This is a genomic window from Streptomyces sp. SAI-127, assembly GCF_029894425.1.
In the GTDB taxonomy this organism is placed as follows: domain Bacteria; phylum Actinomycetota; class Actinomycetes; order Streptomycetales; family Streptomycetaceae; genus Streptomyces.
The window spans coordinates 4,402,526-4,417,806 of the sequence record NZ_JARXYJ010000001.1 but is presented as its reverse complement, the minus strand read 5'-3'; the positions used below and the strand labels follow the sequence as shown (position 1 = coordinate 4,417,806).

General features: G+C 67.1%; 15 protein-coding genes. 11 read left to right on the top strand and 4 right to left on the bottom strand.

Annotated elements, in window-relative coordinates; genetic code table 11:
* The first annotated feature begins 117 nt into the window (after positions 1–117).
* The 11 genes from secY (at position 118) to truA (ending at position 9,044) form a co-directional block, all read left to right on the top strand.
* Entirely contained in the window at positions 118–1,431 is a 1,314-nt protein-coding gene (gene secY / locus M2157_RS19970) for a preprotein translocase subunit SecY (RefSeq protein ID WP_266521148.1), read from the top strand.
* Entirely contained in the window at positions 1,431–2,093 is a 663-nt protein-coding gene (locus M2157_RS19965; RefSeq protein ID WP_057607909.1) for an adenylate kinase, read from the top strand. Before secY ends, M2157_RS19965 begins: the two co-directional genes overlap by 1 nt.
* Positions 2,094–2,220: 127 nt before the next feature.
* Positions 2,221–3,057, top strand: coding sequence for a type I methionyl aminopeptidase (gene map / locus M2157_RS19960; RefSeq protein WP_280863106.1), 837 nt, complete (start codon positions 2,221–2,223; stop codon positions 3,055–3,057).
* A gap of 154 nt (positions 3,058–3,211) precedes the next feature.
* Entirely contained in the window at positions 3,212–3,433 is a 222-nt protein-coding gene (gene infA / locus M2157_RS19955) for a translation initiation factor IF-1 (protein WP_003948620.1), read from the top strand.
* 59 nt (positions 3,434–3,492) lie between these two features.
* Positions 3,493–3,606, top strand: coding sequence for a 50S ribosomal protein L36 (gene rpmJ, locus M2157_RS19950; RefSeq protein ID WP_003998809.1), 114 nt, complete (start codon positions 3,493–3,495; stop codon positions 3,604–3,606).
* 184 nt (positions 3,607–3,790) lie between these two features.
* On the top strand, positions 3,791–4,171 hold the full coding sequence (gene rpsM, locus M2157_RS19945) for a 30S ribosomal protein S13 (RefSeq protein ID WP_037680379.1): 381 nt from the start codon (positions 3,791–3,793) through the stop codon (positions 4,169–4,171).
* 69 nt (positions 4,172–4,240) lie between these two features.
* Positions 4,241–4,645, top strand: coding sequence for a 30S ribosomal protein S11 (rpsK, locus tag M2157_RS19940; RefSeq protein ID WP_003956432.1), 405 nt, complete (start codon positions 4,241–4,243; stop codon positions 4,643–4,645).
* Between the two features lie 143 nt (positions 4,646–4,788).
* Positions 4,789–5,811 (top strand): DNA-directed RNA polymerase subunit alpha, encoded by a 1,023-nt coding sequence (locus tag M2157_RS19935; protein ID WP_003966937.1) that lies wholly within the window; start codon positions 4,789–4,791, stop codon positions 5,809–5,811.
* 188 nt (positions 5,812–5,999) lie between these two features.
* Positions 6,000–6,521 (top strand): 50S ribosomal protein L17, encoded by a 522-nt coding sequence (gene rplQ / locus M2157_RS19930; protein ID WP_280863105.1) that lies wholly within the window; start codon positions 6,000–6,002, stop codon positions 6,519–6,521.
* Between the two features lie 182 nt (positions 6,522–6,703).
* The gene (locus tag M2157_RS19925) at positions 6,704–8,125 is read left to right on the top strand and encodes a hypothetical protein (RefSeq protein WP_280863104.1); all 1,422 of its coding nucleotides are present in this window, start codon (positions 6,704–6,706) and stop codon (positions 8,123–8,125) included.
* A gap of 73 nt (positions 8,126–8,198) precedes the next feature.
* Complete coding sequence (gene truA / locus M2157_RS19920) at positions 8,199–9,044, top strand: tRNA pseudouridine(38-40) synthase TruA (RefSeq protein WP_280863103.1); 846 nt, start codon at positions 8,199–8,201, stop codon at positions 9,042–9,044.
* 43 nt (positions 9,045–9,087) lie between these two features.
* On the opposite strand, the gene M2157_RS19915 is transcribed toward truA, so the two are convergent.
* From M2157_RS19915 to M2157_RS19900, 4 genes are read right to left on the bottom strand one after another with little or no spacing between them, the layout of a single operon-like run.
* On the bottom strand, positions 9,088–11,130 hold the full coding sequence (locus tag M2157_RS19915) for an acyltransferase family protein (RefSeq protein WP_280865865.1): 2,043 nt from the start codon (positions 11,128–11,130) through the stop codon (positions 9,088–9,090).
* Between the two features lie 38 nt (positions 11,131–11,168).
* Positions 11,169–12,269, bottom strand: a complete 1,101-nt coding sequence (locus tag M2157_RS19910) for an NDP-sugar synthase (protein WP_280865864.1) — start codon at positions 12,267–12,269, stop codon at positions 11,169–11,171.
* 15 nt (positions 12,270–12,284) lie between these two features.
* Positions 12,285–13,523 carry a hypothetical protein gene (locus M2157_RS19905; RefSeq protein ID WP_280865863.1) on the bottom strand — a complete coding sequence of 413 codons (1,239 nt, stop codon included), beginning with the start codon at positions 13,521–13,523 and terminating at the stop codon, positions 12,285–12,287.
* Between the two features lie 22 nt (positions 13,524–13,545).
* Positions 13,546–14,997 carry a glycosyltransferase family 2 protein gene (locus M2157_RS19900; RefSeq protein ID WP_280863099.1) on the bottom strand — a complete coding sequence of 484 codons (1,452 nt, stop codon included), beginning with the start codon at positions 14,995–14,997 and terminating at the stop codon, positions 13,546–13,548.
* Between the last annotated feature and the right edge of the window lie 284 nt (positions 14,998–15,281).

Below are 15,281 nucleotides of genomic sequence, written 5' to 3'. Positions count from 1 at the left end.
GTCGTTCCACCGCAGGCCTTGTCGCCGGTAAGGTGGCCTGCACTGCTTTCCCACATATTCGTCGAACCTCAAGACCGTCACCCTTGACGCAGTAGCGCGGGGGTCGCAGGAGGCACCGTGCTCACCGCGTTCGCCCGGGCGTTCAGGACGCCCGACCTGCGCAAGAAGCTGCTCTTCACGCTCGCCATCATCGTGGTGTACCGCGTGGGTACCCACATCCCGATCCCTGGCGTGGACTACAAGTCCGTCCAGGAGTGTGTGGACCAGGCGTCCGGCAACCAGGGACTCTTCGGTCTGGTCAACATGTTCAGCGGTGGCGCGCTGCTGCAGATCACGATCTTCGCGCTCGGCATCATGCCGTACATCACGGCGAGCATCATTCTGCAGCTGCTGACCGTGGTGATCCCACGCCTGGAAGCCCTCAAGAAGGAGGGCCAGGCCGGTACGGCGAAGATCACGCAGTACACCCGTTATCTCACGGTGGCGCTCGCCATCCTGCAGGGCACGGGCCTGGTGGCCACCGCCCGCAGCGGCGCTCTCTTCTCCGGCTGCACCGTCGCGTCGAGCATCGTCCCGGACCGGGCGATCTTCACCACGATCGTCATGGTCATCACGATGACCGCCGGTACGGCCGTCGTCATGTGGCTCGGTGAGCTCATCACCGACCGCGGTATCGGCAACGGCATGTCGATCCTGATGTTCATCTCGATCGCCGCCACCTTCCCGTCCGCCCTGTGGGCCATCAAGAAGCAGGGCACCCTGGCCGACGGCTGGATCGAGTTCGGCACCGTCATCGCGGTCGGCCTGGTCATGGTCGGCCTGGTGGTCTTCGTCGAGCAGGCCCAGCGCCGCATTCCGGTGCAGTACGCGAAGCGCATGATCGGCCGTCGTTCCTACGGTGGTACGTCGACGTACATCCCGCTGAAGGTCAACCAGGCCGGTGTGATCCCTGTCATCTTCGCGTCGTCGCTGCTCTACATCCCGGCACTGGTCGCGCAGTTCTCCAGCGGGACCTCGGGATGGAAGACCTGGATCGAGGCCAACCTCGTCAAGGGTGACCACCCCATTTACATCAGCATGTACTTCCTGCTGATCGTTTTCTTCGCGTTCTTCTACGTGGCGATCTCCTTCAACCCCGAGGAAGTCGCCGACAACATGAAGAAGTATGGTGGCTTCATCCCGGGCATCCGGGCTGGCCGACCGACCGCTGAGTACCTGTCGTACGTACTCAACCGGATCACCTGGCCGGGTTCGCTGTACTTGGGTCTGATCGCACTCGTACCGACGATGGCGTTGGTTGGCTTCGGGGCAAGCCAGAACTTCCCGTTCGGTGGGACAAGCATCCTGATCATCGTGGGTGTGGGTCTCGAGACGGTGAAGCAGATCGAGAGCCAGCTCCAGCAGCGCAATTACGAAGGGTTCCTCCGCTGATGCGTATCGTCCTCGTCGGGCCGCCGGGCGCCGGTAAGGGAACGCAGGCCGCGTTCCTCGCCCAGAACCTGTCGATCCCGCACATCTCCACGGGCGACCTGTTCCGCGCCAACATCAGCCGGCAGACGGACCTCGGCAAACTCGCGAAGTCCTACATGGACGCGGGCAACCTGGTTCCGGACGAGGTCACCATCGGGATGGCCAAGGACCGCATGGAGCAGCCCGACGCCGAGAACGGCTTCCTGCTGGACGGCTTCCCGCGGAACGTCTCGCAGGCCGAGTCGCTCGACGAGATGCTGCAGCACGAGGGCATGAAGCTGGACGCGGTGCTGGACCTCGAGGTACCCGAGGAGGAGGTCGTCAAGCGCATCGCCGGCCGCCGCATCTGCCGCAACGACTCGGCGCACGTCTTCCACGTCTCGTACAAGGCGCCGAAGCAGGACGGCGTCTGTGACGTCTGCGGCGGCGAGCTGTACCAGCGCGACGACGACTCCGAGGAGACGGTCCGCAAGCGCCTGGAGGTCTACCACACCCAGACCGAGCCGATCATCGACTACTACAAGGCCCAGGGCCTGGTGGTCACGATCTCGGCGCTCGGCAAGGTGGAGGACGTCACCGGCCGCGCCATGGAGGCGCTCCAGCACGAGGGCGACGCCGCATAGCGGTTTTTCCGAGTACGACAGCCGCGGTTCCCTTCCGAGGGGGCCGCGGCTGCTGTGTGGGTGCACGTATCGTTGAGGGCGCCCATTCCCCTGCCAGTTTCCCCGGTTTCAGAAAGGCCCCCGCCGCATGGTGCAGATCAAGACCCCCGAGCAGATCGCCAAGATGCGCGAGGCGGGACTGGTCGTCGCCGCCATCCACGCGGCGACCCGAGAGGCCGCGGTGCCCGGGGCCACGACCAGGGATCTCGACCAGGTCGCGCGCAAGGTGCTCGCGGAGCACGACGCGAAGCCGAACTTCCTGGGGTACGGCGGTTTCCCGGCGACGATCTGCACCTCCGTGAACGAGGTCGTCGTCCACGGCATCCCGTCCGACGAGGTCGTCCTCAAGGACGGCGACATCATCTCCATCGACTGCGGCGCGATCATCGACGGCTGGCACGGCGACGCGGCCTTCACGGCCTTCGTGGGCTCGGGCCATGCCCCGGAGCTCCTCGAGCTCTCGCGGGTGACCGAGGAGTCCATGTGGGCCGGTATCGCCGCGATGAAGCAGGGCAACCGGCTCGTCGACGTCTCCCGGGCCATCGAGACGTACATCCGCCGCCAGCCGAAGCCGGGCGGCGGCCGCTACGGGATCATCGAGGACTACGGCGGTCACGGCATCGGCACCGAGATGCACATGGACCCGCACCTGCTGAACTACGTCGACCGGCGCCGGGGGAAGGGGCCGAAGCTGGTCACCGGGTTCTGCCTGGCGATCGAGCCGATGGTGTCCCTGGGCACGCCGAAGACGGAGGTCCTGTCGGACGACTGGACGGTCATCACGACGGACGGCACGTGGTCCTCCCACTGGGAGCACTCGGTGGCCCTGACGGACGAGGGGCCGCTGGTTCTCACGGCTCCCGACGGGGGCCGGGCGAAGCTGGCGGAGCACGGGGTCACGGCCGCTCCCGACCCGCTCGCTTAATGATCTACGTTCCCGGGCATCCTTCCTCGATTCGTCTTTCGGAGTGCCCTGACGTAGACTGACTCGTCGGCTCTCGTGCACCCGCATGTCCGCATGCGCCCCTCAGGGGAAAGGCAGGGGAGTCGATCAAGGTAGTCGATTCGAAGGGCGAAGCGTGGCCAAGAAGCAAGGTGCCATCGAGATCGAGGGCACTGTCGTCGAGTCTCTTCCGAACGCCATGTTCAAGGTCGAGCTCCAGAACGGCCACCAGGTCCTGGCTCACATCAGCGGAAAGATGCGTATGCACTACATCCGTATCCTCCCTGACGACCGGGTCGTGGTGGAGCTGTCTCCGTACGACCTGACGCGTGGCCGGATCGTCTACCGGTACAAGTAGATCTTGCCCGCATCCCGCTGCGGCGGGGTGGTGGCACTGACCCGGAGAACCTCAATCCCATGAAGGTCAAGCCGAGCGTCAAGAAGATCTGCGACAAGTGCAGGGTGATCCGCCGTCACGGTCGGGTCATGGTCATTTGCGAGAACCCGCGCCACAAGCAGCGCCAGGGCTGACGCACGACCGACCCTCTGCTCTCGCAGAGTTTCGCGCGACGCAAGTTGAACAGTTCATACGCAGAGCCCAGACGTGTTTCGTCTGACACCCCCGGTTCGGAGGCCGGGGACCCAGTTCGTACCTGGTACGGCGGCTGGGAGCCGGTTCTGCGGAAGACCTCCGAAGATCACCAGGAGCCATTGAATGGCACGCGTTTCCGGTGTTGACATCCCGCGCGAAAAGCGCGTGGAGGTCGCCCTGACCTACGTGTTCGGTATCGGCCGCACTCTGTCCCAGCTGACGCTGGCCGAGACCGGCATCGACCCGAACACCCGCGTTCGCGACCTCTCCGAGGAGCAGCTCGTCGCGATTCGTGAGTACGTCGACAACAACATCAAGACCGAGGGTGACCTCCGTCGCGAGATCCAGGCCGACATCCGCCGCAAGGTCGAGATCGGCTGCTACCAGGGTCTGCGGCACCGCCGTGGTCTGCCCGTCCGTGGTCAGCGCACCAGCACGAACGCTCGTACCCGCAAGGGCCCGCGTCGCGCCATCGCCGGCAAGAAGAAGCCGGGCAAGAAGTAGTCCTCAGCGGACAACGCTTCATCAGCGGTCTTCGCTGTAGGACCGACCACCTCCCCGTAGGAGAAGTAGATGCCCCCCAAGGGTCGTCAGGGCGCTGCCAAGAAGGTGCGCCGCAAGGAAAAGAAGAACGTCGCTCACGGCCACGCGCACATCAAGAGCACGTTCAACAACACGATCGTCTCGATCACGGACCCCTCGGGCAACGTGATCTCCTGGGCCTCCGCCGGCCACGTCGGCTTCAAGGGCTCGCGCAAGTCCACCCCCTTCGCCGCGCAGATGGCCGCCGAGTCGGCCGCCCGCCGCGCGCAGGAGCACGGCATGCGCAAGGTGGACGTGTTCGTCAAGGGTCCCGGCTCCGGCCGTGAGACCGCGATCCGCTCCCTCCAGGCCACCGGCCTCGAGGTCGGCTCGATCCAGGACGTCACGCCCACTCCGCACAACGGCTGCCGTCCGCCCAAGCGCCGCCGCGTCTGAGGCCAGGTTGTCTTGAGGTCGCGGGCGGTACGGCTCTTCGGGGCGGTACCGCCCGTACCCTTGCAGTACCCGCACTTTTCACCGGGTGCGGTCCGTCGGGCGTCAAATAGCGGGCGTCCACGAAAGAAGGATCTGATCCACACATGCTGATCGCTCAGCGTCCCTCATTGACCGAAGAGGTCGTCGACGAATTCCGCTCCCGGTTCGTGATCGAGCCGCTGGAGCCGGGCTTCGGCTACACCCTCGGCAACTCCCTCCGCCGCACCCTCCTCTCGTCGATCCCCGGCGCTGCTGTCACCAGCATCCGCATCGACGGCGTTCTGCACGAGTTCACCACCGTGCCGGGCGTCAAGGAGGACGTCACCGACCTGATCCTCAACATCAAGCAGCTGGTCGTCTCCTCGGAGCACGACGAGCCGGTCGTGATGTACCTGCGCAAGCAGGGCCCGGGTCTGGTCACCGCCGCCGACATCGCGCCCCCGGCCGGTGTCGAGGTGCACAACCCCGACCTCGTCCTCGCCACGCTCAACGGCAAGGGCAAGCTGGAGATGGAGCTCACGGTCGAGCGTGGCCGCGGTTACGTCTCCGCCGTGCAGAACAAGCAGGTGGGCCAGGAGATCGGCCGTATCCCGGTCGACTCCATCTACAGCCCCGTGCTGAAGGTCACGTACAAGGTCGAGGCGACCCGTGTCGAGCAGCGCACCGACTTCGACAAGCTGATCGTCGACGTCGAGACCAAGCAGGCGATGCGTCCCCGTGACGCCATGGCCTCCGCCGGTAAGACCCTGGTCGAGCTGTTCGGTCTCGCCCGCGAGCTGAACATCGACGCCGAGGGCATCGACATGGGCCCGTCCCCCACGGACGCCGCCCTTGCCGCTGATCTGGCGCTGCCGATCGAGGAGCTCGAGCTCACCGTTCGGTCGTACAACTGCCTCAAGCGTGAGGGCATCCACTCCGTGGGTGAGCTCGTCGCCCGCTCCGAGGCCGACCTTCTGGACATCCGCAACTTCGGTGCGAAGTCCATCGACGAGGTCAAGGCGAAGCTGGCCGGCATGGGCCTGGCCCTCAAGGACAGCCCGCCCGGATTCGACCCGACCGCCGCCGCGGATGCCTTCGGCGCGGACGACGATGCAGACGCCGGGTTCGTCGAGACCGAGCAGTACTAAGAGCTCGGGACCGACTGCCGGTCCTTGGCTGCGGGGCCGTTGTGGCTGGTCGCGCTCGCGCGGCGGTAGCCGCATATCGACACCGCCCCGCGCCCCTTTGGGGCGCGGGTCTCCGACGAGCAACCCGCTCGCTCGGATACTGACCTCGGTACCTGATACGGCCGGGGCAGACACCTAGGAGAGACACCATGCCGAAGCCCACCAAGGGTGCCCGTCTGGGCGGCAGCGCCGCGCACGAGAAGCTGCTCCTCGCGAACCTCGCGAAGAGCCTCTTCGAGCACGGCCGTATCACCACCACCGAGGCGAAGGCGCGCAAGCTGCGTCCGTACGCCGAGCGGCTGATCACCAAGGGCAAGAAGGGCGACCTTCACAACCGCCGTCAGGTGCTTCAGGTGATCACGGACAAGAGCGTCGTCCACACGCTCTTCACCGAGATCGGCCCGCGCTACGAGAACCGTCCCGGTGGCTACACCCGCATCACCAAGATCGGTAACCGCCGTGGCGACAACGCGCCCATGGCTGTCATCGAGCTGGTCGAGGCGCTGACGGTCGCGCAGGCTGCGACGGGTGAGGCCGAGGCCGCCACCAAGCGTGCCGCCAAGGACGCCGAGGCCGCTCCGGCCGCCGAGGAGACCAAGGTCGACACGACCAAGGCCGCCGAGGCCGAGGACGCCACCGAGGCTCCGGCCGAGGAGTCGAAGGACGCCTGACGCTCTCGCGTTGTGACGTTCTCGCGTTGTGACGTTCTCGCGTTGTGACGGGCCCGCCCCTTTCGGGGCGGGCCCGTTCGCGTTGTGCGGGTGAGGGAGGGCAACCTCACAGCGGGCTCATAGGTCATGCATACGCGTCGCCGATCCGGGGGCGCGCCAGATGTCTGACTTACGGGGGTCCCATGACGTCTCTCGCCGCTGTGCGGCGCACCATCTCCGCCTTCGCGCTGGCCGCGCTGGCCGGTACGGCGCTCGCCGTTCCTGCCCAGGCCCGGGAGGAGCCGTTGCCGGTCTCCGTCACCGGACCCGACAGCGTGAACCTCTCGCTGCAGCCGGAGTCCGGCGAACCCGGTGAGCCGGGCGAGCCGCAGGTCGAGCTCGGACTCCGGGCGCCCGGCGAGCCGGTACCGGACGAGAACGGAGTCATCTATCCGATCCACCAGGGCGACTACACGGTCACGGTGGACGCGAGCTCCCTGGCCGGTGTCGCCGCTGTCGACTTCTCCCGCCTCGGAGGGTGGCAGGGGTGCTCCGTCGAGGGGCTGGTCGCGACCTGCAGTGACTACGAGATCTACGCCGGCCAGGACTACAACGACCTGGGCGGCATCCGTCTCGACGTGACCGACGAGAGCGCCGCGGGCGACGTCGGCACCATCTCCGTCACCGCCGCGGGCGAGGGGCTGGCCTTCACCGGGCACACGGTGGACGTACTGGTCGGCGGCCCCGAGCTGCGGATGAAGCAGCTGGCCGAGCCCGAGGGCTTCCAGGCAGGCGACACCTTCCAGGCACCGCTGAGCTTCCGCAACCAGGGCGGGCTGGGCGGCAAGGGCGTCGTGCTGCGGGTCTCCGGCACCCGGGGCCTCTCCTTGCCCAGCACCTTCGGCAACTGCTGGTACGACCCGCGTGACCCCGACGAGGTGCTCGGGCGTTCCACGGCACTGTGCGTCTTCGACAGCGAGTTCGCCGCAGGGGCGGCCTACGGGCTGAGTGCCCCCTTCCCGATCGGGACGGCCGGCTTCGCGCTCTACGACTCGATGTACTACACCTTCACCGCGGTGCCCGCCGACCAGGTGGCGGACCTGCTGGCCGAGGGTGACTACCAGCGGGGTGCCGGGCCGGAGCTGGGGCTGGTGCGGCTGCCGGACGCCGATCCGGCGGACTACACGCAGTACGCGGAGATGGACTTCCCGACGAAGAACACCTTCGACCTCGACCTGACCGGTGAGCGGTTGCGGGCCCGCAAGGGGCAGACCGTGTCGGTGGACGTCGGCTTCGCCAACCACGGCCCCGCCTGGCTGGCCCTGCTCCGCTCCGGCGGCGAGCCGATCTCCTTCTGGGTGGACCTTCCCCCCGGGACCACGGCCACCACGGTCCCCGAGAGCTGCCGGCCCGCCGACTGGGAGGGCGCCGAGGGCGACTACCTCTGCAACATCGACACACCGATCCTGGAGGACGCCTCCCGCACCTTCACCTTCGGTCTCCGCGTCGACGAGGTGATCAGGAACGCCACCGGCCGGGCGTTCTTCGCGTACACGATGCCGAACGAGGGCAATCCGGCGAACGACGCCGGCCAGATCGTGCTGAACCCGAGGGGCGGGCACTGATCGTCGACGGCTTCGGTCGTACGGGCCCGCCCCTCGGGGCGGGCCCGTCTCGCGTTCCTGAGAGGATCCAGGGGTGAGCGACGAAGTACAGCCCGGTTACGTCCGTGTCCGCCTCGACCTCTCCTACGACGGAACCGACTTCTCCGGATGGGCCAAGCAGGCCGGGGGACGGCGGACCGTACAGGGTGAGATCGAGGACGCGCTGCGGACGGTGACGCGGTCCAAGGACGTGACGTACGAGCTGACCGTGGCCGGGCGGACGGATGCCGGGGTGCATGCGCGGGGGCAGGTGGCGCATGTGGATCTGCCCGAGGGGCTGTGGGGGGAGCACCGGGAGAAGCTGCTGAAGCGGCTGGCTGGGCGGTTGCCGAAGGATGTGCGGGTGTGGTCGCTCCGGGAGGCTCCGGCGGGGTTCAACGCGCGGTTCGCCGCTCTGTGGCGTCGGTACGTCTACCGGGTGGGGGACCGGCCCGGTGGTGTGGATCCGCTGCTGCGCAACCATGTCCTGTGGCACGACTGGGAGTTGGACGTCCCCGTCATGGACGCCGCCGCCAAGTCCCTCGTCGGGGAGCACGACTTCGCGGCGTACGCGAAGAAGCGTGAGGGGGCGACGACGATCCGCGAGATCCTCGACTTCGGGGTGCGGCGGCGGGCGGACGGGGTCGTCGAGATCGAGGTCCGGGCCGATGCCTTCTGCCACAACCAGGTGCGGTCCATGGTCGGTGCGCTGCTGTTCGTGGGGGACGGGCACCGGGGCGTGGAGTGGCCGCGGAAGGTGCTGGACGCGGGTGTCCGGGACAGCGCCGTCCATGTCGTACGGCCGCATGGGCTGACCTTGGAGGAGGTCGGGTATCCGGCGGACGACGAGCTCGCGGAGCGACAGCGGCAGGCGCGGCGGGTGCGAGTCCGGGGGCAGTGACGCGTCCGCCCCGGCCGGAGGCCGGCCGGGGCGCGACGGCGGACTATGCCTCGTCCAGGATCTTTTCCAGGGCCGGCTGGAGGAAGGGCTTCAGGGTCTTCGAGTACGACGACGTGATGTGGCTGTTGTCGAAATAGACGACCTGGTCACCGATGACCGCCGGGCACACGTCCACGGCGCAGAACGCGGGTGCCGTGTCGATGATGTCGGCACCGTACTTCTCGGCCACTTGCCGCTCCATGGCGCGGACGTCCGTGTACTCCAGCGCCTGCCACTGCTTGCGGTTGCAGAGGGTGGTGTCGTCGATGTGTGTGGCGAGGCAGTCGGGGATGTTCTGTCCGGGCTCCGGGGTGTCCGTCATGAAGACGAGCTTGGCGCCGGTCTTCTTGAGCACCTTGAACGAGGCCTCGGCGCCGTCCCGCTTCGCCTCACCGCGCGCTCGGTCGGTGATGACGATGACATCCGGACGGATCTTCTCGAGCTCTGCGAATGCCGACTGGCGCCAGCTGTCGCACTCGGTGTATTCGCGGTTCAGCTGAGGGTTGAAGATGCGGTAGATCTGCGGCGAGCAGCCACCCTTCGCCATGGTCACCACCCGTACATGGAGTTCCTTGCCGATCGTGTCGTAGACGTCGTTCCACTGCCAGGCGTGGGAGTCCCCCATGAGGACAAGCGTCTTCGAGCCCTTCGGGTCGCCGATGACACAGTTGTCTCGCATCACGAACTTCGGGACCTCGAAGTCGTCGATGCAGCCGTGCGTGGCCATGTTCTTGGACGCGCTCTGCAGAGTGCCCTGCACGGCCGTGGACAGCTTTGTGCGCTGCACGGACTCCGCGACCGATGCCTCGCTGGTGAACCCGGCCGCGACCGTGGTCGACGAGGACGACACCGCCAGGTGCAGCGGGACGAGCGTGGCCAGGACCATCGCCCCGGCCGTGCCCGCGGTGGTGAACCCGCCGGTGAAGACGCCCTTCCAGGGGCGGGCCACCAGCGACACGTTCTTCTTGAACCTGCGCTCGACGGCGTAGTGGAGGGCGACGGCCACCAGGAACGAGAGGACGACGACGCGCATGCGCTCCTCGAACGTGAAATCCCGGTCGGTGATGTACGGCCAGAGCACCAGGAGCGGCCAGTGGGTCAGGTACCAGCCGTAGCTGACGTTGCCCACGAAGTCGAGGACGGGATTGTCGAGCAGCCGCTCGGCTCCGAACCGGGGATTGGCGCAGCCGCCGGCGATGACCATGACGGCACCGATGACCGGGCCGGCCACCGCGTAGCCGGGCAGCGGCGTGTCCTCGGAGATGAGCATCGCGGTGACGAGCACGGTGCCGAGCCCCAGCCACGAGACGACCGCGGCCAGCCCGGTGTTCATGCGGGAGACGAGCGGAGCGGCGAGGGCGAGCAGGACGCCGCAGGTGATCTCCCAGATCCGGGTGTGGGTGCCGAAGTACGCGAGCGGCTGGTTCTCGGGGGTCTTCGACCAGCCCAGATAGAACGATCCGGCGATGGCGGCCATCAGGAACAGCGCGACAAGAGCACGGTTGCGGAAGATCTTGCGGCTGATCCAGACCATCACGACGAGGATGATCGGGGCGGCGACGTAGAACTGCTCCTCGATGCCCAGCGACCAGAAGTGCTGGTAGGGGGACTGCGTCCCGTCGTTGGCGAAGTAGTCGGTGCCGGTCTCGACCAGGCGCCAGTTCAGGAAGCTGAGGGAGGCGCTGAGGCCGTCCTCGATGTAGGAGCGGAACCTGAGCGGGCTGCCGTACAGCCAGGCCAGGATCGCGGTGCCGACGATGACGACGGCCATGGGCGGGGTCAGCCGCCGGAAGCGGCGTGCCCAGAACTTCGTCAGGGAGACCTTGCCGGTCTTGTCGATCTCGGCAAAGAGCTGGCCGCCGATGAGGAAGCCGCTCAGCACGAAGCTGACGTCCACGCCGCCGTGGATGTCCAGGATGCCGCAGTGCATGCTGACGACCATCATGATGGCCACGGCACGCAGGCCCTGGATATCCGGCCGGTACTTGCGAAGACGCTCTGTCTGCGCGGCCGGTGCGCGACGGCGGGTGCGGGTGTCGGTTGTCAAGGAACTCTCCGGTCGAGCACGCTGGCAGGCAGACGACTTCAGTGGACCGTCGGGCAGGCGGCAGCCGTACCGCTGACGCGTACCCCTTGGGCGGGAATGCGGATGCCGCACGACAGCCGCAGTTGGGCGGGCAGTTCGTTGTCCGCGCCGATGTGTGCGTGGCATCCCACGACCACTTCGCGCAGGAGCGAGGCCCTGCCGATCGTGGAGTCGTGGTCCACCACCGACTCATGGATCCGGGCGTCCTCGGCCACGGCGACACCGGCCCCGATGATGGAGCGGTCGACGACCACGTGCGGGCCGATCACGGCGTGCGGGCCGATGGTCGAGCCGCCCGTGACGCGGGAGGTCGGGTCGACAAGAGCGGTGGGGTGGATCAGGGCGTCCGACGGCGGACCCACCAGGGGCGAGGTCGCGCGGCCGGTGACCAGGTCGGCGGAGCCGTGGACGAAGGCGAGTGGGGTGCCGAGGTCACGCCAGTACTCCTCGGTCGTGTGGCCGTACACCCGTCGTCCCGCTGCGACGAGCTGCGGGAAGGTCTCCTGCTCGACCGAGACCTCGCGGTCGGCCGGTATGGCGTCGAGGATCGAGCGGCGGAAGACGTAGCAGCCGGCGTTGATCTGGTCCGTGACGCACTCCTCGGGCGTCTTCGGCTTCTCGAGGAAGGAGAGCACCCGTCCGGACCCGTCGGTGGGGACCAGGCCGAAGGCGCGTGGGTCGGGGACGCGGGTGAGGTGCAGCGTCACGTCCGCCGCCCGCTCCTCGTGGCCCTCCAGGAGGGTGGGCAGATCGACGCCGGAGAGGATGTCGCCGTTGAGGATCAGCACCGGCGCGTCCGGGGAGGTGCCGTGCAGGAGACGGGCCGCGTTGCGGATCGCTCCGCCCGTGCCGAGCGGCACCTCCTCGACGGCGTAGGAGATCTTCAGGTCCTGGGAGAAGTCCTTGAACTCCTCCTCGAAGAGGCTGGCGAGGTACGAGGTCGCGAAGACCACGTGCCCGACGCCCGCATCCATCAGCTTGGCGATCTGGTGTCGGATGAAGGAGGAGCCCGCGACGCCGAGCAACGGCTTCGGGGTGTGGTTGGTCAGGGGGCGCAGGCGGGTTCCCTTGCCGCCCACCAGAATGATGGCTTCCTGCATGACTGCCTCCGCTCGTCAGCTTGCGGTGTCGGTCCCGGGTCCTGCGTAGTCAGAGGTGAAACAGGACTTGATCGCCTTTTCGGAGAGAGGGCGTCCGGCGAAGTCGAGCCGGGAGGCAACCTTGTCGTCGGGCTTGGTGTTGGGGTCGTCGTCGAACCAGAGCGACCACCAGTAGATGCCCTGCATCTTCCGGTCCTGGACGACTTCGCAGACCGCCTTGTACCAGTTGGCCTGCACCTTCGGGTTGAGGGCCCGGCGGGCGTAGAAGTCACCCGGCGCGTGGTAGGCGCCGTTCATGGCGCCGATGCCGGTCTCGGAGACGAGGATGTTCGGGAGCGGGCCGGTGGCCTTCTTGTCCAGCCAGGTGTTCCAGCCCTCGACCAGGTCGGAGACCGGGGCCGTGTCCGGCACCTTGACCGGGAAGTAGGCGTCGACTCCGAGGTAGTTGACCGGCATGTTGATGCGGCCGGTGACGTAGTTGTCCCAGTTCGCGTCGTAGGACACCTCGCCCGGGAAGGTCTTCTCGGCGGAGGCGACGAGGGTGTCCCAGCCGGGGTCGCCCTCCAGCGAGTTGAGCTCGGTGCCGATCACGAAGGTGTTCGTCTTCGTCTCCTCGGCGGCCTTGAGATACGGCGTGAGGAGCTTCTTGTACGACGCGAACCAGGCCGAGCGTGAGTTGGGCTCGATGTTGCCGCGCCAGCCGTTGTTCTGCTTCAGGTTGCCCTCGTCCAGGATCGGGCGGAGCGTGGTGCGGAACCCGGCGTCCTTGAAGACCTTGAGCACCCGTTCGAGGCGCTCGGGGGACGGCGTCTTGGCCCCGGCCGACAGTTTGTCGGACGTGGGACCACCGATGAAGTAGGGGAACGAGAGCGACACCGAGTTCGCGCCCAGCCCGATGAGGTACTTCGCGTGCTTGCGGGCCTGGTTCTCGATGAACGTGTCGGATCGTTTCTTCGTCTCCTCCTCCCAGTAGAGCTGGACGCCCCACTGCGGCATGCCCTTCTTCCAGGGCTTGGCGACCTGGAGGGCGTTGGTGGAGGAGGAAGAGGAGGAGGAAGGGGAATCGGAAGCCGAGGAGTCCGACTTCTTCCCGGACGGGGTGGCAGAGGTCTCCGGGTCACCGATGACGACCTTGGGTAGGGCCGAACCCGCCTCCCAGCGGACCGGGTGGTCGCCGAGGACGAAGGGGGCGCCCAGCACGAGGCTGAGAACGGTCACAGGGAAGATCGCGAGCAGGGGCAGTCGTGAGCGCATGAGTCAGCTGTCTTCCGGGCGGTCAGGCGGGCTTGGCGATCACGACGAACTTGTTCTCCTCGCGCCGGATGAATCTCAGGAAGCCCTTGAAGCCACCGACACCCTCCAGCACCGAGAAGACGGGGATGCACACGACCACCACGATCGGCTCCCACCACTTGCGCCGGCCGCTGAGCGACGCGAGCGCGTTCAGTCGCAGACCCTCCCAGTAGGTCCAGATGACGTAGGCGAAGTTGAAGGCCCACAGGATGGTGATGGACTGGGTCACCGGCGAGGTGTTCATGTCGTTGAAGAGCCAGCCGATGAGCAGCACGGCACCGATGTGCTGGAGCGGGCCGAGGATCCAGGTGGTCACGCAGATCGACAGGAACCAGCGGTAGCGCCACGGCACGGCCTTGTTGAAGCAGAGGGCCACCAGACCCCAGGCCCACCGGTCGCGCTGCTTGATGAAGTCGGACGCGGTGGCCGGGGAGGCGCCGTAGCAGCGCCCGTTGAACCAGTCGCTCCTGCCCGGGTACTTGCGGCAGAACGTCAGGGCGAGACGGGCGTCCTCGACGATCTCCTTGGGGCCGAAGTCCCAGCCGATGGTCGCCTCGATGGACGCGCGCAGTACCAGCAGCTCGCCGTGCACGCCGGCGGCCGGCGTGCCCATGCCGGTCAGGGCGCGGAAGCGGGCGATGTCGTCGGCGGGGCGCACCGCGTCGGCGAGCCAGGTGAACATGTTGACCGCGTTCTCGCGGGGGTAGGTGAGGATGCCCTGGGCCATGTGCTTGGCCTCGTCCGGGTGGGCACGGCGCTGGCGGTTGATGAACTGGGCGAGCGAGGACGCCGTGTCGGGCCCGACACCGGTGTCGTCGTCCATGTGCAGCACCCAGACGTAGTCGAGGGCTTCGCCCTCCGCGATGCGCAACTCGTGGGCGTAGTGGTTGGCGCGGGCCTTGAAGCGGGTGCCGTTGGCCGGGACGTAGTCCTTGGGCACGGTGATGACCCGGATCAGCGGGTGGGAGTCGGCCAGCCGGTCGATGTCCGCCCCGGCCTCGCAGCCCTCCTCGGTGAGGATGTCGACGCGCATGTACGGAAACCACTCGGGCAGGTGCTCGACGTACGAGAGGATCGAGCGCTCCAGGGCCGGGTAGGTGTCGTTCCGCCCGATGGTCGGGCAGAGGACGATCAGGAAGTCCTCTTCCGCCGGTGCGGGAGGGATCATCCGGTCGGCCTTGCGGACCCGGCGGCGGATCAGCAGCGCTCCCTGGATGCCGACCAGGACGCCGACCACCGGCAGCGTCCAGACGACGGAAAGTGCCCAGCTCAGCACGGACGAACTGGGGCGGTAGCTCCACAGTCCGAAGACGACCAACAGGATGAAAGGCAGCAGGAAGGGGAGGATCCCCGGCTTCCACGCCGCGGTGCGTTTGGCGAGTTTCTGATTGTGCCGCGAATGCGGCACACCCCCGTCGACAACTGTCGATGCCATGACGACTGCGGAACTCCCGTGAGATCGGCGGCGCGTTGAGGCAACGACGGATCTCGGTCACGGCATGGGTATAAACCGTGACGACTGGTCTGGTTCCGGGTCCATCCCCCTCAACGCCTTCTTTGGCGCTTTCGGACAGCCGCGCTCAGATGCCCCCCCAGGCGCCCGAAGACTGACCGAACAGAACACAGATCCTTACACATATGCGTGAGACTGGAAACGCTTGTGAGAAGGATGTGTTCAAAAGTTGACCAAGTCACGTCTTGTGTGGTGATCTCGGCTCA